This window comes from Methyloversatilis thermotolerans, from assembly GCF_000372885.1.
Classification (GTDB): domain Bacteria; phylum Pseudomonadota; class Gammaproteobacteria; order Burkholderiales; family Rhodocyclaceae; genus Methyloversatilis; species Methyloversatilis thermotolerans.
Genome location: NZ_KB889967.1, coordinates 1,735,454 through 1,761,031 on the forward strand (window position 1 = coordinate 1,735,454; position 25,578 = coordinate 1,761,031).

Sequence of the window (25,578 nt, forward strand, 5' to 3'; positions counted from 1 at the left end):
CACGGCGTGCGGCGGCTCGGGCGGACATGCGCCTCTTGCAGAAGGATCCGCTCGCCACCCGGGACAGACAAGAGACCCGTGGCGGCTGGAATGGTCAGCCCGGGCGGCGCCGCGCAGCGATGGACAGTGCGGCAAAGCCGGCCAGCAGGAAGGCCCAGGTCGCGGGCTCCGGAACCGGCGCCGACAGCCTGGACTGGAAGGCGGCCTGATAACTCGCGGAATCCAGCCCGTAGTTGAACAGCACCTGGAAAGGATCGGAGTCGACGTAGCGCCCTTTGCCACCGATGGTGGTGGAGTCGGTCAATTGCAGGGTCACCATGTAGGCGCCAACCGGTGCGTTACCCTCGATGAACCAGTCAAGGTGAGCATGGAAGGCACCTGACGAGGAGGCGTCATCAATGACCGCCATCGCAGGGCCCGAAATGCCCTCACCGGTAAACAAGGTGCCTGACTCGTAATACTGGTAGTTCGCGACAGCGTTGGGCGGCGCGAGTGACGGACTGAGCTGGTAAAGCAGGTAGGCATCGGCGACAGCCGGAGGCACTGCGCCATATAGACGCACGCCCACGCCAGCGTCGGCGTCCGACCACACACCGGACACCGGATCCCAGTACTGCAGGATACCGACGGCGCGAAAGCCGATGAGATCCCGCTCGCTGGCGCGCGAGCCGCCCTTCAGCGCACCGGCGAACGCCTGGAAGCCCGGGTCGTCCGTGGCGCGCGGCCCCCCTTCGAAATCTCCGAAGTTGCCCGGAAAGACAAAGGCACCGGTTTCGTAGTCGGTCGGCAGCGTGGCGAACGGCAGATCGCCAAAGGCACCGGCAACCAGTTTGCTGCCGACCACGGGTCCCTTGTCCAGACTGATGGTGACATCGAAATGTATGGATTGGCCCAGTGCGACGGATGACACCCCGGACAACGCAAGGCCGAGAAACATCCCTCTGAAGCGATGTGACAGCAAGGACATGGAAATCTCCGTGGCTTGATTTTTGATAACGCACTACCATTTGCAAAAATAACAGCATTGGGACAGGACGTACAGCGTCGGCGGACCTTGCCGGCCTTGATCGAAAGAGTTTGTGCGCTCTCTATTGATAATTTATTATCGTTAGTGGCTGGCCAGCCATCTTTCCAATCCCTCATCCAGGAGACACAGATGTTCCGTACACCCCTGCTCGTACTGAGCGCAAGCCTGATGGTCAGCCTGCCCTCGCACGCGGCCGAACCGCTGCGCGCCGACGAAGGCATCGGTTTCTACATCGGCATCGACAGCCTCGCCACGATCACGAGCGGCACCTTCGCCGGACAGGCCAACCCTAACTACGGGCGACTCACCTTCCTGTTCGATCACGGCAATCACTTCCACGGCATCGGTGCCTACAGTTACTCCGGTACCGCCGATGCGCCGGTCATCAATGGCACGAACGCGAACAACCGGCTGCCCGAACTGTATTCGCGCATCGATCCGCTTCCCGGCACCCTGGCGCTGACCACCGGCAGCGGCGACTACGCCGGCAAATGGGTCAGCGGCGTGCTCGGAGAGGACGTTGCACACCACGAATACAGCTACCTCGGCATGTCCTCGATACAGTCGCTGTCCGGCGGTGCGGCCGGGAGCGCCGAAAGCGTGCTGTTCAACAGCAGCAGCGAGCGCTGGAATGCCGCGCTGGACGGCGTGCAGGTGGCGCTCAAGCTCGAGTACGCCACACCGGGCCTGAAGGTGGCCGCCAATGGCGACATGGACCTGTTCGACAGCGGCAATCTCTACCTGCTCGGATCGGGCAACAGCTTCGATTTCCTGCCGACCTTCTGGGTGGATTCGACCGCCGCCGCAGGCACCTACACCGCTCAGTTCTCGCTGGTGAATCTGGGCAGCAACACCGCCGTGCGCGACAGCGGCACCTTCTACATCGACTTCGCTGTCCCGGCACCGGTGCCTGAACCGGCGAGCTGGGCCTTGTTCGTGGGCGGCCTGCTCATGCTGAGCCAGGTGGCAAGACGCCGTCGCTGATCGAAGAACGGGTGGCCGCCTCCATCGCAGACGCGCCGCCCTTTTCGGCAATGCCCCGCGAGCCCTCACCATGAATGACCGCCTTGACTCCTGTAGTGCGGCGACCCCACACGGCGTCGCCGCCACCGTGAACACGCTGGGTGACGTGTCACGCATCTTCGAACCCGAATGCCATCTGGTGCGACTGCGCCGGCCGCTGCCGCCCGAGCTGGCGACCTATCTCGACATGACGACGGTTCACGCCGCGCTGCGCGCCCTGCCCCGCGGCGTGTTCATCGCCGGCGAAACGCTGGATCCGGCAATGCTGCCGGACGGCCCGGGCCGCGACCCGCTGATCGATGATGTGCGCCAGTGCGGCGAGTTGCTGTGCGACCTGACCGGCAGTGCCCGCTTCGGTGTGCGCATCGAGGTACTGGATCGCGCGATGTGCCCGCGCTGGCATGTCGATCAGGTCAGCCTGCGTTTGCTGGTGACCTGGCGCGGCCCGGCGACCGAGTGGCTGGACGACGATTGCGCCGATCGCACCCGCATCGGCACCGATCACATCCTGATCGACGCGCGCGGCATCCATCGTGCCGACGCGGGCGATCTGCTGCTGCTCAAGGGTCGGAACTGGCCCGGCCAGGCCGGCCGCGGCGTGCTGCATCGCTCCCCCGAAATCGCAGACGACGCGCCGCGCATCGTCGCGGCCTTCGATGCCATCTGGTAATCCATCATGAATCAGAAACTTCCCGTCACCGTACTGTCCGGCTTTCTCGGCGCCGGCAAGACCACCCTGCTGAACCATGTGCTGTCCAACACCGAAGGCCGACGCGTCGCGGTCATCGTGAACGACATGTCCGAAGTGAACATCGACGCGCAACTGGTGGCTCAAGGCGCGCAACTGTCGCGCACCGATGCGCGCATGGTGGAAATGTCGAATGGCTGCATCTGCTGCACGCTGCGCGAGGATCTGCTGATTGAGGTATCGAAGCTTGCGCGCGACGGTCGCTTCGACTATCTGCTGATCGAGTCGACCGGCATTTCGGAACCGCTGCCCGTGGCGGAAACCTTCACCTTCGAGGACGAGGATGGCGGCAGCCTGTCGTCGGTGGCGCGGCTGGACACCATGGTGACCGTGGTGGATGCCTGGAATTTCCTGCGTGACTATTCAAGCAACGACATGATCGCGGAGCGCGGCGAATCGCTCGGCGAGGACGACAATCGCACCGTGGTGGACCTGCTGGTCGACCAGGTCGAATTCGCCGATGTGATCGTGCTGAACAAGTGTGATCTGGTCAGCGACGAGGAGCGCGAAAGACTGCATGCCATCCTGCGCGCACTGAATCCGCGCGCTGACATCGTCGAATCCACCGAAGGACGCGTGCCGCTGGATCGCATCCTCGACACCGGGCGCTTCGATTTCGAAGCCGCCGCGGAAGCGCCCGGCTGGCTGCAGGAAATGCGCGGCACCCATGTGCCCGAATCGGACACCTATGGCATACGCAGCTTTTCATGGACCGCACGCCGCCCCTTCCACCCGCGCCGCTTCTGGAATCTGATTCATGACGAATGGGCCGGCGTCGTGCGCAGCAAGGGCTTCTTCTGGCTGGCGAGCCGTATGGACTTCGCAGGCGAGTGGGCGCAGGCGGGCGGCATCTGCCGCAACCGCCCGGCAGGCCTGTGGTGGGCAGCCGTCGACCGGGCCGACTGGCCGACCGACAGCGACTATCTGGCGCAGATCCGTGCGCGCTGGCAGGAGCCCTTTGGCGACCGCAGGCAGGAACTGGTGTTCATCGGCATGGACATGGACGAGGACTGGATACGCCAGCGACTGGCCTCCTGTCTGCTGACCGATGAGGAAATTGCGCTGGGCGAAGCCGCATGGCAGCGCTTTCCCGACCCCTTCGACCCCTGGGGTCGGGTGCAGGACGACGACACCCCTGCGCAGTGAAGGCTATCCGGGCGATGGGCGGTGCGCGACCGTCCATCGCCCCCTGCGCCATTCGCCATTCGCCGCCCCGGGCTTCACGAGTCCGCTGGATGGACCCGGCCCAGGCGCGACGATGTTCTAACCGCCCGCTTCCACGCCGATGCGCCGTTCATTGACCCACGGCACCAGCCCCACTTCAGAAGCGAGCTTTACCAGTTCGATGTCCGAGCTCACGTCAAGCTTGCGGCGTGCGGTGCTCAACTTGTTCGCGACCGTCTTCGGACTGAGATTCAACTGTTCCGCGATGGCATCGATCGAATGGCCGGATACCAGCAGACGGCACATTTCGAATTCGCGTGGCGTCAGATAGCCGAACAGCTTGGATTCCGGCAGGTAGTGCGAGAAGGCGACGCTTTCCGCGACCTGTCGGCTGAGCACCCGCTTGCCGCGCGCCACCGACTGCACGCCATCGACCAGCGCCTCGGGTGCGCTGTCCTTGGTGAGCACGCCCAGCGCGCCAGCGTCCAGCGCCTGCTGCACGACGGTCGGATGCGAACACATCGTGAACATGAGGATCTTCGCCTGTTCGTCGAAGGCGATGATGCGTCGAGTCGCTTCGATGCCGCTGGAACCCGGCAGCATGATGTCCATCACAACCACGTCGGGTGTGTGCTTGCGGTAGGCCGCATAGGCCTCGTCGGCCGAGCCGGCCTCGCCGACCACCTGCAGCGTCTCGTTCATTTCCAGCAGGGCCCGGTAACCGGTGCGGACGACTGCGTGGTCGTCCACCAGAAGGATGCGGGTAGGACGATTGTTCATGCTGCGATCTCCTGTTCAGTTCGTGCAAAGGGCAGGCGCACCGTCACGCGCCAGCCACCACCGGGTGCGGGCCCCGCCGTGCACTGCCCGCCCAGCGCCAGTGCGCGCTCGCGCATGCCCAGCATGCCGAGGCCACTGCCGCCGGTGGGAATCCCGTGGGCCGTTCCGTCGTCCCAGATGTCCAGCTTGAGCAGACGGCCCTCGCGCCCCTGCTCCACGCTCACGCCGATGAGCAGGCGCGAACAATCCGAATGCTTGAAGGCATTGGTGACCGCCTCCTGCACGATGCGGTAGGCGCTCGCCTCGACCGCCGGACCCGCATCCACCGATTCGCCTTCGAGGTTGAGCACCAGTTCGAGCGGACGCGGCGCCTGCGCGCTGCGCTGTTCGACCAGTTGCCGCAGCGCGTTGTACAGGCCCAGCGCATCGATTTCCGCCGGGTGCAGCGACTCGAGCTGAACACGCACACGACCGAGCAACTGCGCCAGGTGCTCGCCCAGCGCCCGCGCACTGCCGCGATAGCGCTCGAGCGCGGGTTCGCGCTGGCACGCCGCCGACAGCACGGCGACATGCGGCTGCATGGCCACCATATAGGTACTCATTTCGTCGTGCAGGTCGCGTGCGATGGCACGGCGCGTCTGCTCCTCCATCACCATGATCTTGCGCAGCAAGGAACTGCGCTCGCGGCTCACCTCGGCCAACGAAGTGGCCATGCGGTTGAACGACGCCGAAAGCTCCGCAAGCTCCGGCAACCGGAAGGCGGGCAGTCGCGCCTCGAGTTGACCGGCTTCGATCTGGCGCAGCGCGGTACGCAAGGCCTGCACCGGCGCCAGTGCGCGGCTGAGCGCCCAATAGAGCAGCAAGGCCGCGGACACGCTGAAGGCCACGGTGAGATAGCTCAGTCGCTTGAAGCCTTCCCACTTCTCGCGCATTTCGTCGGACGGCATCGGCGACACGCGATAGAAACCGGCAATCTCGCCGTTCAGTCGCCACGGCTTCATGCGCACCGTGCCCGAAGCCTGAACTGGCGCTTCGTCGGGCGCGGGCCACGCCGCCTCTCCGCGATGGTCGGACGATGCGAGTACGCGACCGGCGAGATCAAGCACGTCGATGCGCACATGCCGGATGTCCTTCATGCGCCTCACGCGCTCGAGCAGCGACTCCAGCATGACCGAACGGCCGTCGCCTGCGGTGAGCGGCATGTCCTCCGGCAACAGCATGAGCGCCAGCCGGGTACCGGATTCGATCTCCTCGACCGAGTCACTCTGCCAGGCGCGGTAGTGCAGATAGCCGTGCGTGGCGAGCAATACGCACATGAGCAGCAGCACGAGCAGCAGCAGACGATTCTTGAGCGTCATTCGTTCTGGATGAGGGCAGGGATGTCGCTTCGCGGGCAAAGCTCCGCGCGATCCGGATGGAGCCATGGTAGCGCCACCCACGCGGGACAAATTCCCCTCGTTGCGGTGTATCCGGCACCGCCATCGCTGCGGTGCACATTCCTATAGTTCGCAGGACTTTCACGCAGGCCGCCGCCTGACGACCTGCGTGGGGGTTGCGTCCGGCACCGGTTGTCCCCACAGCCGGCCGGGCGCAAGCGAGTGAATGCGCGTATCCCCGCGCGCCCCATCCAAGGAGGAGAAAATCGCTATGTCACTGAAAAGTGCAACCGGCCGGACCGGTCTGCAGAAGACCCGTCTGAGCCGCGCTGTCGCCACCGCGATTGCCGGTGTCGCGCTGGCATCCGCATCGGGTGCAGCGCTGGCCAATGCTGAACTGATCAAGCTGTCGAAGGATGATCGCCAGTGGGTCATGCAAGGCAAGGACTATGACCACAGCCACTACAGCGGCCTGAAGCAGATCAACCGCAGCAACGTGAAGAACCTGAAGGCCGCCTGGACCTTCTCGACGGGCGTTCTGCATGGTCACGAAGGTGGTCCGCTGGTCGTGAACGGCATCATGTACATCCACACCCCGTTCCCGAACATCACCTACGCGATCGATCTCGACAACCCGAACAAGATCCTGTGGGAACACAAGCCGAAGCAGGACGCATCGGTGCGTGCAGTCGCATGCTGCGACGTGGTCAACCGTGGTCTGGCCTACGGCGACGGCAAGATCTTCAAGACCCAGCTCGACGGCCACATCGTCGCGCTGGACGCGAAGACCGGCAAGGAACTGTGGAAGATGGAGAACTCCGATCCGAAGGTCGGCTCCACCCTGACCCAGGCTCCGATGGTGGTCGAAGACATGGTGATCGTCGGCTCGTCCGGTGCCGAACTGGGCGTGCGTGGCTATGTCACCGCCTACCGCATGAAGGACGGCAAGCAGGTGTGGCGTGCCTACGCCACCGGTCCGGACGAGGACCTGAACCTGGCCGACGACTTCAACATGGCGAACCCGCACTATGGTCAGAAGGGCCTCGGCACCTCGACCTGGGAAGGCGACGCATGGAAGATCGGTGGCGGCACGAACTGGGGCTGGTACGCCTACGACCCGGACCTCAAGCTGATGTACTACGGCTCGGGCAACCCGGCACCGTGGAACGAAACCATGCGCCCGGGCGACAACAAGTGGACGATGGCCATCTGGGGTCGCGACGTGAAGACCGGCAAGGCCAAGTTCGCCTTCCAGAAGACGCCGCACGACGAGTGGGATTACGCCGGCGTGAACTGGATCGGCCTGTCCGAGCAAGTGGTTGACGGCAAGAAGCAGAAACTGCTGACCCACCCGGACCGCAACGGCATCGTCTACACCCTGAACCGCGAGAACGGCAACCTGGTTCGCGCCGACAAGATCGATCCGTCGGTGAACGTGTTCAAGGGCTATGACATGGCCAAGGGTGTGCCCATCCGCGATCCGGAATACTCGACCCGCATGGACCACCTGGCCAAGGGCATCTGCCCGTCCGCCATGGGTTATCACAACCAGGGTCACGACTCGATCGACAAGAAGCGCGAACTGGTCATGCTCGGCACGAACATGATCTGCATGGACTGGGAGCCGTTCATGCTGCCCTACCGCGCAGGTCAGTTCTTCGTGGGCGCCACCCTGAACATGTATGCCACCCCGGGCAACAACGGCAACATGGGCCAGGTCAAGGCCTACGACGTGAAGACCTCGAAATTCAAGTGGGTCAAGGACGAGAAGTTCTCGGTGTGGGGTGGTACCACCAGCACCGCCGGCGACCTCGTGTTCTACGGCACGCTTGACGGCATGATCAAGGCGGTCGACGCCGACAACGGCAAGACGCTGTGGGAATTCAAGCTCCCGTCCGGCGTCATCGGCCACCCGGTCACCTACGAGCACAAGGGCAAGCAGTACGTCGCCATTTACTACGGCGTCGGTGGCTGGCCTGGCGTGGGTCTCGTGTTCGACCTGACCGATCCGACCGCGGGTCTTGGTGCAGTGGGCGCCTTCAAGGAGCTCCAGCAATACACCAAGATGGGCGGCGGCGTGATGGTGTTCTCGCTGTAAGTCTCAGAAGGGCGCGATGCCTCGGGCATCGCGCCCTTTTCCCGGCAGGAGATGCACATGAAAAACTCCCTCATTGCGGCTCTGCTGTGTGCCATCGCAGGTGGCGCCCAAGCGGCCGGCACGTTGCGCGTCTGCGCAGCCGATAACGAAATGCCCTACGCAAACGAAAAGGGCGAAGGATTCGAAGACCGCATCGCCGAGAAACTGGCAGCGGCCATGGACATGAAGCTCGAGCGCGTGGGCTTCAGTGATCCGCGCTACGTGGTGCGCGACCTGCTCGACAAGGGCAAGTGCGACATCATGATGGGCGTCGACGCGGGCGATCCCCGTGTGGCGACCACGCGAGCCTACTACCGCTCGAGTTACGTATTCGTCACACGGGCTGACTTCGGCGACGACGTGACGAGCTGGGAAAGCCCCGCCATGCAGAACGCGCACATCGGCGTTGTGCCCGGCACACCGGCCGAAGTGATGCTGGTGCAGATCGGCCGCTATGCGGACAGCTTCCGCTACATGATGTCACTGGGTGGCAACAAGGCGCCGCGCAACCGCTACGTGCGCTATGACACCGAAAAGCTCATCCGCGACCTCGCTGCCGGCGAGATAGACGTCGCCGTAGCCTGGGGCCCGTCTGTCGCGCGCTATATCAAGACTTCTCCGGTACCGCTCAAGGTGGCAACCGTGCCGCCTCAGTCGAAGAAATCCAATGGCGAGCCGGTGGACTTCCATTTCGACACTGCGATTGCAGTGCGCAAGGACGACAAGGAACTCCTGCGCAAGGTCGAAGACGCACTCGCGCGATCGCGCGGGGATATAGAAGCCGTTCTGCGCGCAGAGGGCATAAACATCATGCCGCCCAACCCGGTGGCAGAGGGACAGAAGGACAGCAAAGGATGAAGTTTCAAGTCAGCAAGTGGGTCGCGGCCGCCGTGATGGGCGGAACCCTGGTCACCGCCATCGCAGCAGGCAGTCCGCCGCGCTTCTTCAACACCATCGAAGGCACGCCGCTGGATTTTTCCGGCAAGGACGAGAGCGCAGCCGTCAAGGAGTTCAAGCAGACCGGCTACAACCCGTACAACGACAGCAAGGAAAAGATCGCCGAAGGCGAATCGCTCTTCTCCACTGCGTGTTCGGGCTGTCATGGCCACCATGCCGAAGGCAAGCTCGGCCCCGGCCTGGCTGACGACTACTGGACCTATCCCAACAACGCGACCGACCCGGGTCTGTTCTCCAGCATCTACGGCGGTCTGCAGGGGATGATGGGCCCGCAGAGCGGTCACCTGTCGCAGGACGAAATCCTGACCATCATGGCCTGGATACGTTCGATCTACAGCGGCGATCCGGCCAAGGCCACCTGGAAGCAGGCCAAGGAAAACAAGTAATACCGAAGCATCAGTTTCCGGCCCGGTGGTACCGGGCCGACCAGCGCAACACCCACACACAACCACGGAGGAACGAGAATGAAGATCCGCATTGCAGCCCGTATCACCGCCGCAGCCGCCCTGCTGATGATGGCCGCCGGTGCTCAGGCCTACGACGGCACGAAGTGCAAGGCTCCGGGCAACTGCTGGGAACCGAAGCCGGGCTACCCGGACAAGGTTGCCGGTTCGAAGTACGACCCCAAGCACGACGCCAAGGAAATCTCCAAGCAAGGCGATTCGATCAAGGCCATGGAAGCGCGCAATGCCAAGCGCGTGGAAAACCTGAACGCCACCGGCACCTTCAAGTACGACGTCAACTGATCGTCCTTCATGCCGGCTGGACGGAATCCCCTCCCGTCCGGCCGGTTTCTTCCCGCGCCGCACTGCGGCCACCCCGACCTGGATTCCCGGATGCATTCCGAACCTGTTGACCTGTCGACATGGCGCGCGCACGCGCTCGAATTCGAACGTCAGCTGAACACGGTGCTCGTCGGCATGCCGCGCACCGTGCGTCTGATGACCATAGCCGTGTTCTCGCGCGGCCATGTGCTGCTGGAAGGTGACGTCGGCGTGGGCAAGACCACGCTGCTGAAGGCCGTTGCGCGCGGCATCGGTGGTGCCTACCAGCGTATCGAAGGCACTGTGGACCTGATGCCCGGCGACCTCGTCTATCACACCTATGTGGGTGACGACGGTCGTCCGCGTGTCGAGCCCGGCCCGCTCATCGCGCAAGGCAGCGAACTGGCGGTGTTCTTCTTCAACGAAATCAATCGTGCCCGGCCGCAGGTGCACGCCCTGCTGCTGCGTCTGATGGCGGAGCGCACGGTAAGCGCCTTCAACCGCGAATATCGTCTGCCGTGGATGCAGGTGTTCGCCGATCGCAACCGGGTCGAGCGCGAGGAAACCTTCGAACTGCCCTCGGCAGCGCGCGATCGCTTCCTGATGGAAATTTCGGTCGAAGCGCCGAGCGCGCGCGAGCAGTTGCGCGGGCTCATGTTCGACACGCGCTTCCACGATGCGGACGCGCTCATTTCCTCAGTCGAGCCCGGCATGCTGGATCACACCCGCCTCAATGACGTCGCCGAAGCGATACAGGCCACCGTGCAATCGAGCCCGGTGCTCGATGACTACGGTGTCGACCTGTGGCTGGCGACGCGCCAGCCGGCGGACTACGGCGTCCGCTTGTCCGATGTCGATATCGACCAGTTCATCCTGTCCGGCGCCAGCCCGCGCGGCGTCGCCATGCTGGCGCGCGCAGCGCGCGTGCAGGCCTGGCTGGAAGGGCGTGACCGACTGGTACCGGAAGACATGCACACCGTGTTCTTCGAGGCGATCGCCCATCGCCTCTGCCTCAGTCCGGTGTACGAAACGCAGCGCGCACTCTACGCCCGTCCATTCGTCACCGAGGTGCTGCGTCAGGTCGCCTCGCCATGACCTTGAGCGCGCTCGCCTACGCCCTGCGCTGGCGCAGCCGTGCCGTGACGCCGGGCGCCCATCGCGGCACGCTGGCCGGTCCGGGTCACGACTTCGAGCGCAGCGTGCCCCTGGGCGATCAGGGCGACGCCCGTCGCCTCGATCTGCGCGCGTCGCTGCGTGATCCATCCGAGCGCGTATGGATCCGCCTGTTCCGTCAGCAGGCGCAGGTACCGGTCGTGGTTGTGGTGGACGTATCGCGCTCGATGGACTATCGCGGTGCAACGCACCGGCACACCCTTGCGGTCGAACTGGCGGAAGCAATCGCACACTCCGCATGGCGCGTCGGCGACCCGTTCGCGCTCATCGCCTGCGACAGCGCGGTGCGCCGCGAGCTCGCCCTGCCCCCCTGCCGCAGTGCCGCCGGCGCACGCGCCGCCATTGCGCGTCTGCGCGCACACGTGCCGGATGGCGACGACAACAGCGCCCTGCTGCGCGTGGCGCCGCAGCTTCCGCGGCGACGCTCGCTGGTCTTCCTGCTCACCGATGCGCACATGCCGGACGAGCGCATGAGCAAGGTACTGGCCAGCCTGGCACACCACGATGTGGTCACGGTGGTGCTCGGCGACAGCCGCGAGCAGCGCGCCAGCGCGCGCTGGGGCATCGCGCGGCTGCGCGACATGGAAAGCGGCGCCGAACGGCTGCTGCTGCAACGACCGGCGCTTGCGCGCGCCTTCGAAGAGGCTCGCAACGAGCGACGCGAGCGCCTGCGCCGCATCGCCATGCGCTACGGTCGCCCGCCGCTGTTCATCGACGACCGTATCGACCCGATGCAGTTCAACCGCTACTTCCTGCAGACATGAAAAGGTCATCCGCCTCCGCACTCCTGTCGCTGCTGCTTTTCGCGTGCTCCGCACCGGCGGCGGCGACGGTCGCGCTCAAGCAGATCGAATGGCCGCGCAACTTCGGCTACCGCCTCGGCGATACCGTACCGGTCACACTGACCCTTGACGTCGCCGCAGGCTGGGCACCCGATCGCGACGGCCTGCCCGAACCGGGCCAGGGCGACCGCCAGTTCGAGTTGCGCCAGCTCACTGTTCGCGACGCGCCTGAGCGCTGCGGCAACTGTCGCGTCTATACGCTCGAGTGGCAGCTCATGAAGAGCGTGCGTGCGCCGCAGACGCTGCGCATGGCACCGCAGAGCCTGCGCTTCCGCAAGGACAATGCGGTGGCGGAAATCAAGGTGCCGGCTTTCGAAATCAGCACCGCTCCGCTGCTGCACTGGGCATCCAAGAAGGACATCGTTTCCAGCGTGCATCCCGGCTACCTCGCGACCGAGTTCGATACGCGAGCCCCCCTGCTGCGCGCGCTGGGTTGGGGCGTTGCAGGCGTGCTTCTGTTGCTGGCAGGGCTGTGGGCAGGCGGCCGCCTGGGCGGTCAGCGCGCCAGGCCGTTCGCACGTGCCTGGCGCAGCGTGCGGGCGCTGTGCGCCCGCAGCGATGCCGACGCCCTGCAACAGGCCTTCCGCGCGCTGCACGGTGCCTGCAACGAAACGGCCGGCGCCACGGTGTTCGCAAGCAACCTTCCGGACTTCATTGCGCACAACCCCGCCTTTGCCGATCAGTCGGAAGCGTTGCGCACCGCCTTCGCCGCGTCGCGCGCCTGCTTCTACGGATTGCCGCCGCAAGGCGGCTACGACTCGCCGGCAGCTCTGCTGCGCTTGCTGGCCGCCCTGCGCGACCGCGAAAAGCTGAGGGCAAAGGGTCCGAGCGTACGGCAGGCGCCCCTGTCGCGCGCAGCCTGAGGTCGGCATGATTGCATTCGATCATCCGCAATGGCTGTGGACCGCAGTGCTCGCGCTGCTGCCGCTGCTCTGGCACGGCCAGCGCACCCTGGCACATGGCTGGCTGCCCGGCGTACCGCACGATCCAGCCTCGCGCGTCCTCGCCGCAGCACTGCGTACCCTCGGCGCGCTGGCGGTGCTGGCGGCGGCGCTCGCCCTGGCCAGCCCGCATCGCCAGGGCGAGGACATCGAACGCATCGGCACCGGTGCGCACATCGTCATCACGCTCGATCGCAGTGCCAGCATGAGCGATGGCTTCGCCGGTCGCGGCGCGCAGGAGGGCGACGAAGCGAAGGGACGCGCGGCCGCGCGCCTGCTCGAGGATTTCGTGCGCGAACGTCCGCGCGACCTGTTCGGCCTGGTGTCCTTCAGCACCGCCCCGGTGCACGGACTCGAACTGACTGCCGACCATGACGCCGTCACCGCAGCAATCAGGGCGTCGGCCGCGCCCGGCGTCGGCCTGACCAATATCGCGGCGGGTCTGACCATGTCGCTCGAACAGTTCAAGGACAAGCCGGTCACCGGCTCGCGCGTGGTGCTGCTGGTGTCCGATGGCGCGGCGCAGATCGACGCCCGCAAGCAGAACCAGATCCGCCGCCTGTTTGCGGAGAACCGCAGCGCGCTGTACTGGATCTTCCTGCGCACCGCCGGCGGGCGCGGACCATCCGACCCGCCCGATCCGGAAAAAGGCTTCGATCCTGCCCCCGAGTACTTCCTGAACGAGTACTTCCGCGATCTGGGCGTGCCCTACCGCCTGTACGAAGCCGACACGCCGGATGCACTGGCACGCGCAATCGCCGACGTCGCGCGCCTGCAGAACCAGCCGCTGCGCTACCGCGAAACCCCGCCGCGCCAGGAACTGGGCGGCCTGTTCATGGGCGTGTCCTTCCTGTGCAGCCTGCTGCTGCTTGTCGCCCGCTCGCTCGAGGTACCCGCATGGTCCCGTTGATGTCCTCCGCTACCCTGGGGCGCTCCCTGCGCCGCCAGACCGCGCCCCTTCTCTACCTGCTGGCCGCCGCAGCCACGGCCGCCTGCGTACACGCACTGTGGCAGGGCTGGCGCGCGTACGACGCGAACCGCCAGATCAGGGCCGGCATCGCCGACGCAGGTGCGCCGCCCATGGTGCTGTTCGCACGCGCAGTCGCACTGGACGGCAAGCGCGACAACGACGCTGCGCTGGCGGCCTACAGCGAGGTCGAATCGCAGGCGACCTTGCGCGATGACGAGGTGCTGGCGCGCGCGGCGCGCGTGAATGCCGCCAATCTCTATCTTCGCCGCGCCATCGAGGTCGCAACCGGCGAGGGCGCCGCCGCGCGCGCCATCACGCTGGTCGAACTGGCCAAGACCGGCTACCGCCGCGCACTGCGCGAACAACCCGATGACTGGGGCAGCCGCTTCAACCTCGAACTGGCGCAAGTGCTGGTACCCGACTACGAAGTCAGGAACTGGCGCAAGGAAGGCAAGGAAACCAAGGTCGACGACGACGCGCTGCCGGACAAGGCGGCGTGGACCGAAATGGTCGGTGCTCCGCGAGGCATGCATTGAAGACCGGCGCACTGGCCAGCACGCTGGCGCACGGGCTGCGCGGCCGAGGCACACGCTTCTGGCTGCTCGCCGCAGCGACCCTGTGCTTCGGCATTGCGTCGTTCGATCCGGCCGTCAGGATAGAACGCGAAGTCGGCACCTACATGATGGTGTTCGACATCACGCAGAGCATGAACACGCAGGACGTCGGACCGGCCGATGCGCGGATCGGCCGCCTGGACTTCGCCAAGCAACTGGCCATCTCGGCGCTTGACCAGCTCCCCTGTGGTACCCAGGTCGGCGTGTCCATCTTCGTCGAGCGGCGCACCCAGCCGCTGCTCATGCCGGTAGACGTGTGCCGCAGCCGCGGCAGCCTGGCGGATGCAATCGACCATATCGACTGGCGCATGGCGTGGGCGGCCGACAGCCATCTTTACTACGGCACCTACTCGGCACTGGACGATATCCGCAGGATGGCGCCGGGCGCGGCGCTCGCCTTCTTCACCGACGGCCACCAGACGCCCGCCCTGCACCCCGGTCGCATCCCGTCCTGGGACGGCAAGCCGGGCGAGGTCCCCGGTGTGCTGTTCGGCGTCGGGGGCGAGAGCCCGGAGCCGGTACCCAAGCTGGGCGAGAAGGGCCGCATCGAAGGATACTGGACACCGGAGGACACGGCCGGCTTCGCCAGCGCCGGCGCGCCGACCCTTTCCGTCGCCGACATGGAGCGGATGGGCGGCGACATCCGGAATGCGCCACAGCGGGCGCCGGGATCCGAGAACGATCACCTGTCGCTGCGCCGCGACGACATCCTGGAAGACCTGTCACAGCGCACCGGCCTCGCCACCGCAGTCGCGCGCTCCGCCGATCAGGTGGCCCGGCAGTTGCGCGCCCTGCCTGGCGGCCGCACCGCCGAAACGCGCATGCCGCTGCGCCCGCTGCTTGCGCTCGCGGGCCTGGCACTGCTCATCGTAAGCCTCGCTCCGGCATCGGTCGCCCGCCTGCTGCCTGCCCGCGCGAGGCCGGCATCGCGCCTCACGCCGGTCAGCACATGAACACCGGACGCATCGCGCCGACCCCTTCAGCCCCCATTCACCACCCCTTCAGGAGGAACTGATCCCATGAGAACCACCTTGACCCTGCTGGCGATCGCGCTGATCGCCCCGCTCGCGCACGCGCACGGACCGACGCCGCAGAAAATCGACGAGTCCGTCGTGATCAACGCGGCGCCCGCCGCCGTCTGGGCGGTGGTCGGCGATTTCGCCGGCATCGCGAAATGGAATCCGGCGATCAAGGCTTCGAGTGCCGACAAGGGCAGCGAGGCGGGATCGACCCGCACGCTGACGCTGGACAAGGGCACGGTGACCGAACAACTGGACGACATCGACGCCGCCGGCATGACCATGAACTACCGCTCGGGCGAGACCGACCCCAAGGTGCTGCCCGCAAGTTCCTACTCCGGCCGCATTTCGGTCAAGGCCGAGGGCAGCGGCAGCAAGGTGAGCTGGCAGGCGCGCGGCTATCGCGCCGACACCGGCAACGAACCGCCGCCGGGCATGGATGACGAAAGCGCGGTGAAAGCGCTGCGCGGCCTGATGCGTCCCGGTCTGGATGCGCTGAAGAGCGGTCTTGAATCCGGCGCGTTGAAGTAAGGCGCCGGCTCATGCGCGCCGCACTGCTTGTCACGACGTTCAGCGCAGCGTGCGCCCTGTGCGCGCCCGCCGCGCACGCGCTGGACGCGGACGAGGTGTGGCCGCGACTGCAGCAGGCGCATTTCGCCGGACGCACGCCGGTCGCCGATGCACAGGTGGTCGACCTGGATGCACCGGACCGCGCGGAGGACGCCGCCATCGTTCCGATGGCCATCGTGATCGGCCCGGAAGGCGGCAGCATCCGCCGCGCCTGGCTGGTGATCGACGGCAACCCGTCACCGATGGCTGCGCGCTTCACGCTGCATCGCGAAGCGGTGGGGCGCATCGAAACGCGGGTGCGCATAGAGCGCTACACCACGGTACGGGCACTGGCGGAAACGGCGGACGGGCGCCTGTTCATGGCCACGCGCTTCGTCAAGGCCGCCGGCGGGTGCTCAGCGCCGCTGGGCGGCAACGACGAAGAAGCGCAGCGCGACATCGGCCGCATGATGCTGCGCAGCATCGGCCAGGGCGATCATGGCGAAGCCGAGCTGCGCATCCGCCACCCCAATCATTCCGGTCTCGAATTCGATCTCGACACCCGTGGCTATGTCGCCGCCGATTACCTGCGCACGGTCACCGTGCGGCAGGATGGCGAACTGCTGATGGAAGCCGAACTCGATATCGCGATCAGCCGCAACCCCTATCTCAGATTCGGCTTTTCACGACGCGCCGGTGTGCTGGAAATCGATGCCGAAGACAGCCGCGAACGTCGTTTCACGGCACGCTTTCCGGCCCGACCCGCACAATGAACACACGCCGGCTTGCCCACCTGGTCGCCGGCCTGTTCCTGATGTGTGCAGGCTCGCTGCCGGCTTCGTTCGCGACCGCCGCCGACCCCGAGGTACTGGCCCGCCTGTCGCGTGCCGTACTCAAGGTATCCGCGCTGGGCGACGGCGACCGCTTTGCCGTCGGATCGGCCGTGGTGGTCGGTCCGGATATCGCGCTCACCAACTGCCATGTGACACGGCACGCCCACACCATCGTATTGTCGCGCGGACTGGAACGACATCCGGTGGTCGGCGAACGCGCCGACATTTCGCGCGACCTGTGCCTGTTGCGCACCGCCGGACCGCTGCCCTACCCTGCCCTGGACATCCGCCCGGCACGCGCGCTGAACCTGGGTGAGCCGGTGATCGCGCACGGCTACTCCGGGGGCATGGAAGCGCACTTCGCGCGCGGCGTGGTGCTCGACCTGCACGCCGCTGGCGGCAGCTACATCATCCAGACCAGCGCCGGTTTCCTGCAGGGTGCCAGCGGTGGCGGCCTGTTCGACGCCTCGGGCCGGCTGATCGGTATCACCACCTTCCTCACCAGTGCCGAACGTACCGAATACTTCGCCATGCCCGCCGACTGGGCGGATCGTCTGCGTGAGCGCCCGGAGAAGCCTCCGCAGGCGATGAACGGCTCGGCACTGTGGGAACAGCTGCCGGCGCATCAACCCCATTTCATGCGGCTGCTGCAGCCCATCGCGGCGCAGGACTGGGCCGCCGTTGCCGCGCTGTCGGCGGAGTGGACGCGCGACGAACCGCACGCAGCGGCCGCCTGGCTCATGCGGGCGCGTGCGGCGCGCATGCTCAAGCAGCCCGAGCAGGCTTCGCTCTACCTCGAGCGCGCGCTGGAACAGGCGCGCGATTCGGAGATAGAACTGCAGAGAATCGAAAGACATGCGCGTCTGGCCGGGCTGAGCGACGTCCAGGCGGCCGCGAACAGCGCGCTCGCACGCTTGCGGCCGGTGCCCGGAGCCCGGCCCTGAACTGCCCGGATGCTGCGGCACGGCACCGACTTGGGACGACATCCCCGTATCGGCGGGCATTCATAACCTGCATGGTCCGCCCGCTTTCCGGATAGTGCGTATCCCTCCGAGCTCAACACAAACACAAGCCATGGCTCTCCACACCCTCCGTATCGCGCTGCTCGCCGTCTGTGCATGCAGCGCTGCCCATGCCCAGACCACCGACACCATTGCCACCGTCAACGGCAAGGCCATACCGCGCAGCCAGCTCGACTTCATCATCAAGGAACAGGTGCGGCAAGGTCGTCCGGCCACGCCCGAACTGTCGCGTCAGGCACGCGACGAGCTGGTCAGTCGCGAAGTGCTCGCGCAGGAAGCGGAACGCAAGCTGGGCAAGAGCGAGGCGCTCACCGTACGCGTAGAGTTCATGCGTCAGCAGGCGATGATCAACGCGCTGCGCGAGGACTTCTTCGTCAATACGAAGCCCAGTGAAGCCGAAATCCGCAAGGTGTACGACGATCTCGCGAACCGCGCCGGCGAACGCGAGTACCGCGTGCGCCACATCCTGGTCGAACAGGAGGCGCAGGCCAGGACGCTGATCCAGCAACTGGGCAAGGGCGCGCGCTTCGAGGAACTGGCGAAGAACCAGTCGCGCGACCGGGATTCCGCGCCTGCGGGCGGTCTGCTCGAATGGACGGTCGAAGGCAGCTTCGGCCCGGAATTCGCCGGCCTGCTGCCGACGCTGTCGCGCGGCAAGGTGGCCGACACACCGCTGCATACCTCTGCCGGCTGGCATGTGATCAAGCTCGAGGATGTCCGGCCGGCACAGCCGCCTCGCTTCGACGACGTGAAACCGCGCATCCTGGAATCGCTGATCGAGCGCAAGTGGCGCGCCTACATCCAGGACCTGCAGGCGCGCGCGGTCGTGAAATGAAGGTGAGTCCGGCGGTCGCCCTGCTCCTTTGCACTGCAGCACTTCCCGTGCGCAGCGCGGACGATGCGCTCGCCGCCATCGAATGGCTGCAGGAAGCCGACAGCCAGTGCGTGCAGCAGGGTGGCGTGCTGCGCGGTCTGCGCAACCGCGACAGCACGCGCACCGTCCAGGTCTGGATCGAACGCTGGTACATGGATGTACGCACCGCGGACCGCGGCAAGCATGTGCTCAGGCCGGGCGAGGAACGCTGGCTGGGCTGCACCGAAACCCGCCAGGGGCCTCAGCGCTGGGAAGCCATCGAGGCCCGCTTCATCGATACCCCTTGATGGAACACGCCTCATGAAAGCGCTCATTTTCGCCACCCTGGCCGGTACGGCCGCGTTGCTGCTCACACCGTCCGCCACGTTCGCCCAGGAAGACCGTTATGTCCCTGCTGGCACCGAACAACTGATACGGGTCTGCCTGAAGGATGGCTACAGTCTCAGCGTCATGGTGACGCCAGCCGTCGCGCTGGGTGCCGACGGCAAGGCCCCCCGCGCGCTTCCCGTGGATACCTTCATGCAGGGCATCACCGCACTGTTGCGCACAGGGGCCCGGAATCTGGGTCAGAGCGACCTGCTGCTGCCGGACAGCGCGGGGGTGCGCGCGCTCGGTGACACCGTCGAAGCCTGGATCCGCGACTTCAACCGCGAACGCGGCGTCGACATGGACTGGATGGTCGGTCGCTTCGGACTCAGTGGCAGCCGGCAAGCCGACTGTACCCCTCCCGGCTGAAGCCCCCGGCGCCGGCCGTCATGCGCCGGCTCAAGTTATCGTCCCCCGCAGTCGATAAGGCAGTCTGTACGACAGCGCTGCGCATCCCGCGCCGCGACGTATCCCTGCCATCCCATGTGGCGAAGCGAGGAGACAAAAGCATGACCCAACGAATCCTGTATTTCCTGGTCCCCGGCAGCAATATCAGCCCGTTCGACGTCACCATCGCCGCCGACGCCGGATTCGACCAGGTCATCCCGCTGACCGGCATCCGCCCGGAGAATGTGACAGCGCTGGTCCAGGACGCAGTGTTCTGTCGCCCGCCCAAGCGCTTCAACGATACCGGCATCTTCCTCGGCGGCCGCGATGTGCACATGGCCACCGACATGTTCCAGTCCGCCAAGAATGCAATGGTGGGCGACTTCCAGGTGGGCGTGTTCGCCGACCCGAATGGCGCCTACACCACCTCGGCAGCCGTCGTGGCACTGGTCGAGAAGGCTGTTCGCGAAAAGACCGGCAATGGCCTGTCCGGCCGTGTGGTATCAGTGTTCGGCACCGGACCGGTCGGCCTGTGCACTGCCATCCTGGCCGCCCGCCAGGGTGCGAAGGCGCGCCTGTGTCAGCTCACTGCCGATGACGACTCCAAATCCGCGCTGCGCTTCTGTGAGCGCTATGGCGCAAAGGTCGAGTGGGTGTCTGCGGAAACCCATCGCGACAAGATCAACGTGATGGGCGACACCGAAATCGCGGTGAGCGCCGCCAAGGCGGGCATCCGCATCCTCGACGCCGAAGTGCTCGAGGCCGGCGGCAAGCTCATGGTGGCGGCCGACACCAATGCCGTGCCGCCGTCCGGCGTCGAAGGCGTGGGCGTGAACGACAAGGCCATCCCGGTCACCGTGGGCAAGACCAGCTTTCTGAGCATCGGCCCGCTGGCCATCGGCAACCTGAAGTACAAGACGCAATTCGGCCTGTTCCGCTCCATCCAGACCAGCGCCAAGGCCGCTCTGATCGACTTCCCCGAAGCCTACGCCTTCGCACTGGAAGAGCTGGCGAACGCGAAGTAAGCTGACCGCGATGACCGGATCCGGTATCGGGTCGAGGCGCAGCCCGCCCGCCGGTCATCGCAACAACACGCCTGCGATCGCCGCCGCGCGAACACCACAGATCCGGGTCGTCCGCCCCGGCTGCAGCGGCTTCCCGTCGAGAGGACACCATGGCGGTCGATGCCGGGTGCACGCAACCCGCACCCGTCAGCCCGCCATGTGACATTCCGGATGTCAGCGACTCGGACCAAGCCGGCTTCCCGGGCCGCGGACACACCGCTAGAGGCGGACATCGGCCAGGCGGACGAAATCGTGCTCTGTCACCAATGCAGTCCGTGCCCGTTCGAGCGCCAACTCAGCCTGTTTCACGGCAGCCGCGCGGAAATCATCGTTACCCATCCGCGACAGGGCCTGCAGCGCCTTGCGCATTCGCAGTTGCACTTCGATGTGACCCGCGCCGTCACGCGCGATCAACATGAATGAATCCTCGAACAGATCGGCCGTGCTGAGGGGCGGCACGTGGATGCGTGGATGCTTCGGGACATCATCCGCTGCGCGCCGCCCTGCTTCGGCCCACAGACTCAGCAGACGGGTGTTGCGACCGATCACGTCGATGGCCGTGCCAGGATCATTCACTGCAGGAGACAGCGCCCGCATCGCGATTTCGCTCATCACCACGAGGCCGAAACGCGGATCCTGATCGAAGCTTCGTTCGCTGCCGATTGAAAAAGCCGCGCGCACCCTTTCGGTCGCCTCCTGCATCTTTTTGGCGGAGGGCATGATCGGAATGCGTGCGAGCGGAGAGTCCGGATAAACGAAGGCACCGGGTACGACGGCAAGCACGATATCGCGGTCAAGCTCATCCGCACAGGCGGACAAAGCAGTCATGTCGACGTTCCGGATATACCCGACACGGCCGGCGCTTACCTGCAGGCCGCCTGCGGGCAGATCGCCCGCGTTCGCCAGCGGCCTGCCGCCGAGGAAGGGTGTCTCGCAACGGATCTCGATCGCTTCGCGGGTTGCGCGCTCAACGCGTTCCGTCGTTTCGCCAACGCGCCCGAGCCGGGTCAGGTGGTCGATCCAGCGCAGCAGTGTCACGACGATGAGCACGATCACTGCGACCGTCATGCCGAACAGGATGAGGCGGCCACGATCGCCGTAGGCCCCGGTCTTCAGGACCACGATGCCGACAATGCTGAAAAGGAAGGAACCGATGAAGGACGACAGGACATTCTGTGTCGTGCGATCCTCCATGAGCAGCCGGGTCGCCCGGGGGGTCACATTGCTGGTCGCCGATGCGAACGCCGAGGTCGTGACACTGAGCGAGAACGTGGTGACGGCGAGCATGCTGGTCGCAATCACATTCAGCAGGCTGTCGATCGCATCGGCGCCGATGGATCCCGGAATCTCCCAAGGAATGTATCGCTCCACCACGGCGGAGAGCACGGCCGCCACGACGCCGAGCATTCCGATCAAGGTGGCACGCAGCCACAGCTTGCGCGTCAACTGCGTGAGCAGCCATAACCAGCGTGGCATGTTTTCTCCCTTCGGCCGTCCTTCGCACCGCATGCTGCGTCTGGCGCGGAAGCAAAAAAAGCGCCCCGCAAGGCGCTTTTTTTACGTGGAATCTGGCGGAGAGGGTGGGATTCGAACCCACGGTAGACTTGCGCCTACGCCTGATTTCGAGTCAGGTACATTCGACCACTCTGCCACCTCTCCGGGGTACTGCGTGAGCTTCATGGTCGCGAAGCGGCGCGCAGTGTAGCACAGCGCCCTGCGCCCGCGAAAGGCATGGGCGCTGTTTTCGCATGTCAGGGCTGCAGCAGCGATGTGCCGCCCATCCACGGGCGCAGCGCTTCCGGCACGACGACCGAGCCATCGGCCTGCTGATAGTTCTCGAGGATGGCGACCAGCGTGCGGCCGACCGCGAGGCCGGAGCCGTTGAGCGTGTGCAGGGTTTCGTTCTTGCCCTGTTCGTTCTTGAAGCGCGCCTGCATGCGACGGGCCTGGAAACCCTCGAAATTCGAGCACGACGAAATTTCGCGATAGGTGTTCTGCGCCGGCAGCCACACTTCCAGATCATAGGTCTTGGCCGCACCGAAACCCATGTCGCCGGTGCACAGCGCGACCTTGCGGTAAGGCAGTTCCAGCCGGCGCAGGATGGTTTCCGCGTGGCCGGTCAGTTCCTCCAGTGCGTCCCACGAGCGATCGGGCGTCACGACCTGCACCAGTTCCACCTTGTCGAACTGGTGCTGACGGATCATGCCGCGCGTGTCGCGGCCGTAGGAACCCGCTTCCGAACGGAAGCACGGCGTGTGGCAGACGAACTTCAGCGGCAGCGCCGACAGCGGCTGGACCGTGTCGCGCACGATATTGGTCACCGGCACTTCGGCGGTCGGGATCAGATAGAACTTGCCGCCGTCGCCGCGCGCTACCGAGAACAGATCCTCCTCGAACTTGGGCAACTGACCCGTGCCGAACATGCTGTCCGCGTTAACCATATAGGGTGCGTACAGTTCGGTGTAGCCGTGTTCGGTCGTGTGCGTGTCGAGCATGAACTGCGCGAGCGCGCGGTGCAGGCGCGCGATGCCGCCCTTGAGCAGCGTGAAGCGCGCGCCGCTGATCTTGGTCGCGGTTTCAAAATCGAGGCCCCCCAGACCGGTGCCGATGTCGACATGGTCCTTCACTTCGAACTCGAAGCTGCGCGGCGTGCCCCAGCGCAATACTTCCACGTTGTCCGATTCCGACCGCCCGACCGGCACCGACTCGTTCGGCAGGTTGGGCAGCGACGCGACGAAAGCCTGGATATCGGCCAGCAGCGCGGCAAGACGCTCCTCGCCGGCCTTCAGCGCGTCGCCCAGGCCGGCGACTTCCGCCATCACCGCCGACGTGTCCTCGCCCTTGGCCTTGAGCTGGCCGATCTGCTTCGATGCGGCATTGCGCCGCGCCTGCAGGTCCTGGGTTTCGGTCTGGATGCGCTTGCGTTCGGATTCCAGCGCCTCGAAGCGGGCGACATCGAGTTCGAAGCCGCGGGTGGCGAGGCGTTCCTGTACGAAAGCGAGCTGGCTGCGCAGCAATTGGGCGTCTAGCATGAAAGAAAACCTGTGGCGGATGGAACGGTCGGACAGCACGGGCGGTCAGCTCGCTTGAGCAAGCCTGCCGCGCCGGCTGTCCGCTGCAATATAAAATTCTAACAGCGCGGACTGCAGCGGGCGTTATAGTCATGTATCGCATTCGAAGGATGCCAACGACATGCTTTCTCTGCGCGATTGTCTGGATCACAGCGATCTGAGCGAACTCGAAGTCGGTGTTCTCGCCGAGTACACCGGCCTGCCCACCATGCTGGCGGCCACGATGGCCGGTGCCATGCTGCAGAGCGACGGTGGCGCCGAACTCATGCTGCGCCTGCTGAAGGACGCGCAACGTCAGGCCGAAGCCCACACCAATGCCGATCTGCGCCATCGCAGCGAGGCTGCAATCGAGCGCTTCTGCCGGCACCACCGTCGCGAACTGCACTGAGCCCGCTCCCACAAAAATCCGGCTCCGTTCGTGGTCCGGGCGAGCCGTTGTGGGAGCGGCCTCTGGCCGCGATGCGGCACATGCCGGCCGCGGGTTTCGATCCCGGATGTTGTCCAGCGCTCGAAGTTTCAGTCGCCCCGGACCTTGCGGTCCTGTTCGCGCAGCCAGGCCAGCTTTTCGGCGATCTTGGCTTCCATGCCGCGGTCGGTCGGGCGGTACCACTGCATGTCTTTCATGCCGTCGGGCAGATAGCGCTCGCCCGCGGCGTAGCCGCCTTCCTCGTCGTGCGCGTAGCGGTACTCGGCGCCGAAGCCCATATTCTTCATGAGCTTGGTCGGTGCATTGCGCAGATGCAGCGGCACCGGGCGCGAGCCGTCTTCGGCGACGAAGCGGCGGACCTCGTTATAGGCCATATAGACCGCATTGGATTTCGCGGCGCAGGCGAGGAAGACGACCGCCTGCGCAAGCGCCAGTTCGCCTTCCGGAGAACCCAGACGCTCATAGGTCTGGCAGGCCTGCAGCGACAGTTCCAGCCCGCGCGGATCGGCCAGCCCGATGTCCTCCACCGCCATGCGGACGATGCGCCGGCCGAGGTAGAGCGGGTCGGCGCCCCCGTCGAGCATGCGCACGAACCAGTACAGCGCGGCATCGGGATTCGATCCGCGCACCGATTTGTGCAATGCCGATATCTGGTCATAGAAGGCGTCGCCGCCCTTGTCGAAGCGGCGCAGATTGCGCGACAGCGTGCTGTCAACGAAAGCTGCGGTCACCGGCTCGACCTTTGCCGTGCGCGCCGCGGTATTGAGCTGTTCGAGCAGATTGAGCAGCTTGCGCGCGTCGCCGTCGGCAAAACCGATCAGCCGCGCACGCGCGTCGTCATCGAAGGTCAGCCCGCCGAGCGCGCCGCTGCGCGCGCGCTCGAACAGCGTCACCATCTCGTCCTCGGTCAGGCTCTGCAGCACATAGACCGAGGCGCGAGACAGCAGCGCCGAATTGACTTCGAAGCTCGGATTTTCGGTGGTGGCACCGATGAAGGTGACCAGCCCGGATTCGACAAAAGGCAGAAAGGCATCCTGCTGTGCCTTGTTGAAGCGGTGCACCTCGTCCACGAACAGGATGGTGCGCCGGCCGGTGTTCGCATTGACCGTTTCCGCGCGCTGCATCGCCTCGCGGATGTCCTTCACGCCGGAAAACACCGCCGACAGCGCAATGAATTCCGCGTCGAAGGCGTTTGCCATCAGCCGCGCCAGCGTGGTCTTGCCGACGCCCGGCGGCCCCCACAGGATCATGGAATGCGGCACGCCCGATTCGAACGCAAGCCGCAGTGGCTTGCCCGGACCGAGCAGATGCTGCTGGCCGATCACCTCGTCCGGTGTCTTCGGACGAAGCAGTTCCGCCAACGGTGCGTTGGCGATGGGCGTCGGGCCGCCCGCGCGGCCACCGCGTGACGTTTCCGGCTCGTCTGGCGCTCCGAACAGATCAGTCACGG

General features: G+C 65.7%; 27 protein-coding genes and 1 tRNA gene. 21 read left to right on the top strand and 7 right to left on the bottom strand.

The genetic code is table 11. The annotated features are described in order from the left end of the window. Positions 1-94: 94 nt before the first annotated feature. Entirely contained in the window at positions 95-967 is an 873-nt protein-coding gene (locus A3Q7_RS0107550; protein WP_232417859.1) for a PEPxxWA-CTERM sorting domain-containing protein, read from the bottom strand. 189 nt (positions 968-1,156) lie between these two features. On the opposite strand from A3Q7_RS0107550, the gene A3Q7_RS0107555 reads away from it, so the two are divergent. The 3 genes from A3Q7_RS0107555 to zigA all read left to right on the top strand — a co-directional run bounded on the left by A3Q7_RS0107555 (position 1,157) and on the right by zigA (position 3,944). Next, a complete protein-coding gene (locus A3Q7_RS0107555) occupies positions 1,157-2,011 on the top strand; it encodes an all3515 family Zur-repressed PEP-CTERM protein (RefSeq protein ID WP_018411253.1) in 855 nt (284 codons plus the stop codon). A 70-nt stretch (positions 2,012-2,081) separates the two neighbouring features. Then, positions 2,082-2,720 (top strand): DUF1826 domain-containing protein, encoded by a 639-nt coding sequence (locus tag A3Q7_RS0107560; protein ID WP_018411254.1) that lies wholly within the window; start codon positions 2,082-2,084, stop codon positions 2,718-2,720. Between the two features lie 6 nt (positions 2,721-2,726). Then, positions 2,727-3,944, top strand: a complete 1,218-nt coding sequence (gene zigA / locus A3Q7_RS0107565) for a zinc metallochaperone GTPase ZigA (RefSeq protein ID WP_018411255.1) — start codon at positions 2,727-2,729, stop codon at positions 3,942-3,944. Between the two features lie 117 nt (positions 3,945-4,061). Here zigA and A3Q7_RS0107570 read toward each other — a convergent pair whose 3' ends face one another. Then, positions 4,062-4,742 carry a response regulator gene (locus A3Q7_RS0107570; RefSeq protein ID WP_018411256.1) on the bottom strand — a complete coding sequence of 227 codons (681 nt, stop codon included), beginning with the start codon at positions 4,740-4,742 and terminating at the stop codon, positions 4,062-4,064. Continuing rightward, the gene (locus A3Q7_RS0107575) at positions 4,739-6,100 is read right to left on the bottom strand and encodes an ATP-binding protein (protein ID WP_018411257.1); all 1,362 of its coding nucleotides are present in this window, start codon (positions 6,098-6,100) and stop codon (positions 4,739-4,741) included. The genes A3Q7_RS0107570 and A3Q7_RS0107575 overlap by 4 nt, the downstream gene beginning before the upstream one ends. 289 nt (positions 6,101-6,389) lie before the next feature. On the opposite strand from A3Q7_RS0107575, the gene A3Q7_RS0107580 reads away from it, so the two are divergent. The 17 genes from A3Q7_RS0107580 (at position 6,390) to A3Q7_RS0107660 (ending at position 20,591) form a co-directional block, all read left to right on the top strand. Then, entirely contained in the window at positions 6,390-8,216 is a 1,827-nt protein-coding gene (locus tag A3Q7_RS0107580; RefSeq protein ID WP_018411258.1) for a methanol/ethanol family PQQ-dependent dehydrogenase, read from the top strand. A 57-nt stretch (positions 8,217-8,273) separates the two neighbouring features. Beyond that, positions 8,274-9,113: a methanol oxidation system protein MoxJ gene (gene moxJ / locus A3Q7_RS0107585; protein WP_026224599.1), complete on the top strand. Its 840-nt coding sequence runs from the start codon at positions 8,274-8,276 to the stop codon at positions 9,111-9,113. Further along, the gene (gene moxG / locus A3Q7_RS0107590; RefSeq protein WP_018411260.1) at positions 9,110-9,598 is read left to right on the top strand and encodes a cytochrome c(L), periplasmic; all 489 of its coding nucleotides are present in this window, start codon (positions 9,110-9,112) and stop codon (positions 9,596-9,598) included. The genes moxJ and moxG overlap by 4 nt, the downstream gene beginning before the upstream one ends. Before the next feature lie 78 nt (positions 9,599-9,676). Then, positions 9,677-9,958, top strand: coding sequence for a hypothetical protein (locus tag A3Q7_RS0107595; protein WP_018411261.1), 282 nt, complete (start codon positions 9,677-9,679; stop codon positions 9,956-9,958). Between the two features lie 90 nt (positions 9,959-10,048). Further along, positions 10,049-11,071, top strand: a complete 1,023-nt coding sequence (locus A3Q7_RS0107600; RefSeq protein WP_018411262.1) for an AAA family ATPase — start codon at positions 10,049-10,051, stop codon at positions 11,069-11,071. Then, a complete protein-coding gene (locus tag A3Q7_RS0107605) occupies positions 11,068-11,913 on the top strand; it encodes a DUF58 domain-containing protein (RefSeq protein WP_018411263.1) in 846 nt (281 codons plus the stop codon). Before A3Q7_RS0107600 ends, A3Q7_RS0107605 begins: the two co-directional genes overlap by 4 nt. After that, positions 11,910-12,854: a hypothetical protein gene (locus tag A3Q7_RS0107610; RefSeq protein WP_018411264.1), complete on the top strand. Its 945-nt coding sequence runs from the start codon at positions 11,910-11,912 to the stop codon at positions 12,852-12,854. The genes A3Q7_RS0107605 and A3Q7_RS0107610 overlap by 4 nt, the downstream gene beginning before the upstream one ends. Positions 12,855-12,861: 7 nt before the next feature. After that, the gene (locus A3Q7_RS0107615; protein ID WP_018411265.1) at positions 12,862-13,842 is read left to right on the top strand and encodes a vWA domain-containing protein; all 981 of its coding nucleotides are present in this window, start codon (positions 12,862-12,864) and stop codon (positions 13,840-13,842) included. Next, the gene (locus A3Q7_RS19600) at positions 13,842-14,438 is read left to right on the top strand and encodes a hypothetical protein (protein WP_018411266.1); all 597 of its coding nucleotides are present in this window, start codon (positions 13,842-13,844) and stop codon (positions 14,436-14,438) included. The genes A3Q7_RS0107615 and A3Q7_RS19600 overlap by 1 nt, the downstream gene beginning before the upstream one ends. Continuing rightward, positions 14,435-15,469 carry a vWA domain-containing protein gene (locus A3Q7_RS0107625; RefSeq protein WP_018411267.1) on the top strand — a complete coding sequence of 345 codons (1,035 nt, stop codon included), beginning with the start codon at positions 14,435-14,437 and terminating at the stop codon, positions 15,467-15,469. Before A3Q7_RS19600 ends, A3Q7_RS0107625 begins: the two co-directional genes overlap by 4 nt. Positions 15,470-15,535: 66 nt before the next feature. Further along, positions 15,536-16,066 carry an SRPBCC family protein gene (locus tag A3Q7_RS0107630; RefSeq protein WP_018411268.1) on the top strand — a complete coding sequence of 177 codons (531 nt, stop codon included), beginning with the start codon at positions 15,536-15,538 and terminating at the stop codon, positions 16,064-16,066. 11 nt (positions 16,067-16,077) lie between these two features. Further along, complete coding sequence (locus A3Q7_RS0107635) at positions 16,078-16,857, top strand: quinoprotein dehydrogenase-associated SoxYZ-like carrier (protein ID WP_018411269.1); 780 nt, start codon at positions 16,078-16,080, stop codon at positions 16,855-16,857. Then, the gene (locus A3Q7_RS0107640; protein ID WP_018411270.1) at positions 16,854-17,861 is read left to right on the top strand and encodes a S1 family peptidase; all 1,008 of its coding nucleotides are present in this window, start codon (positions 16,854-16,856) and stop codon (positions 17,859-17,861) included. Before A3Q7_RS0107635 ends, A3Q7_RS0107640 begins: the two co-directional genes overlap by 4 nt. A gap of 130 nt (positions 17,862-17,991) precedes the next feature. Beyond that, positions 17,992-18,774 (top strand): peptidylprolyl isomerase, encoded by a 783-nt coding sequence (locus A3Q7_RS0107645; protein ID WP_018411271.1) that lies wholly within the window; start codon positions 17,992-17,994, stop codon positions 18,772-18,774. A gap of 47 nt (positions 18,775-18,821) precedes the next feature. Continuing rightward, complete coding sequence (locus A3Q7_RS0107650; RefSeq protein ID WP_232417861.1) at positions 18,822-19,100, top strand: hypothetical protein; 279 nt, start codon at positions 18,822-18,824, stop codon at positions 19,098-19,100. 13 nt (positions 19,101-19,113) lie between these two features. Then, positions 19,114-19,548, top strand: a complete 435-nt coding sequence (locus A3Q7_RS0107655; protein WP_018411273.1) for a hypothetical protein — start codon at positions 19,114-19,116, stop codon at positions 19,546-19,548. A 140-nt stretch (positions 19,549-19,688) separates the two neighbouring features. Continuing rightward, entirely contained in the window at positions 19,689-20,591 is a 903-nt protein-coding gene (locus tag A3Q7_RS0107660; RefSeq protein ID WP_018411274.1) for an NAD(P)-dependent methylenetetrahydromethanopterin dehydrogenase, read from the top strand. A gap of 258 nt (positions 20,592-20,849) precedes the next feature. Here the strand turns inward: A3Q7_RS0107660 and A3Q7_RS0107665 are convergent, their stop codons facing one another. The 3 genes from A3Q7_RS0107665 to serS form a co-directional block, all read right to left on the bottom strand. Beyond that, positions 20,850-22,139, bottom strand: a complete 1,290-nt coding sequence (locus A3Q7_RS0107665; RefSeq protein WP_332309903.1) for a DUF2254 domain-containing protein — start codon at positions 22,137-22,139, stop codon at positions 20,850-20,852. Positions 22,140-22,199: 60 nt separating this feature from the next. Beyond that, positions 22,200-22,289: transfer RNA gene (locus A3Q7_RS0107670), tRNA-Ser, on the bottom strand. 92 nt (positions 22,290-22,381) lie between these two features. Beyond that, positions 22,382-23,662 (bottom strand): serine--tRNA ligase, encoded by a 1,281-nt coding sequence (gene serS, locus A3Q7_RS0107675; RefSeq protein WP_026224602.1) that lies wholly within the window; start codon positions 23,660-23,662, stop codon positions 22,382-22,384. A gap of 160 nt (positions 23,663-23,822) precedes the next feature. Between serS and A3Q7_RS0107680 the strand changes: the two genes are divergently transcribed. Continuing rightward, positions 23,823-24,089, top strand: a complete 267-nt coding sequence (locus A3Q7_RS0107680; protein WP_018411277.1) for a hypothetical protein — start codon at positions 23,823-23,825, stop codon at positions 24,087-24,089. A gap of 128 nt (positions 24,090-24,217) precedes the next feature. Here the strand turns inward: A3Q7_RS0107680 and A3Q7_RS0107685 are convergent, their stop codons facing one another. Then, on the bottom strand, positions 24,218-25,576 hold the full coding sequence (locus A3Q7_RS0107685; RefSeq protein ID WP_018411278.1) for a replication-associated recombination protein A: 1,359 nt from the start codon (positions 25,574-25,576) through the stop codon (positions 24,218-24,220). Between the last annotated feature and the right edge of the window lie 2 nt (positions 25,577-25,578).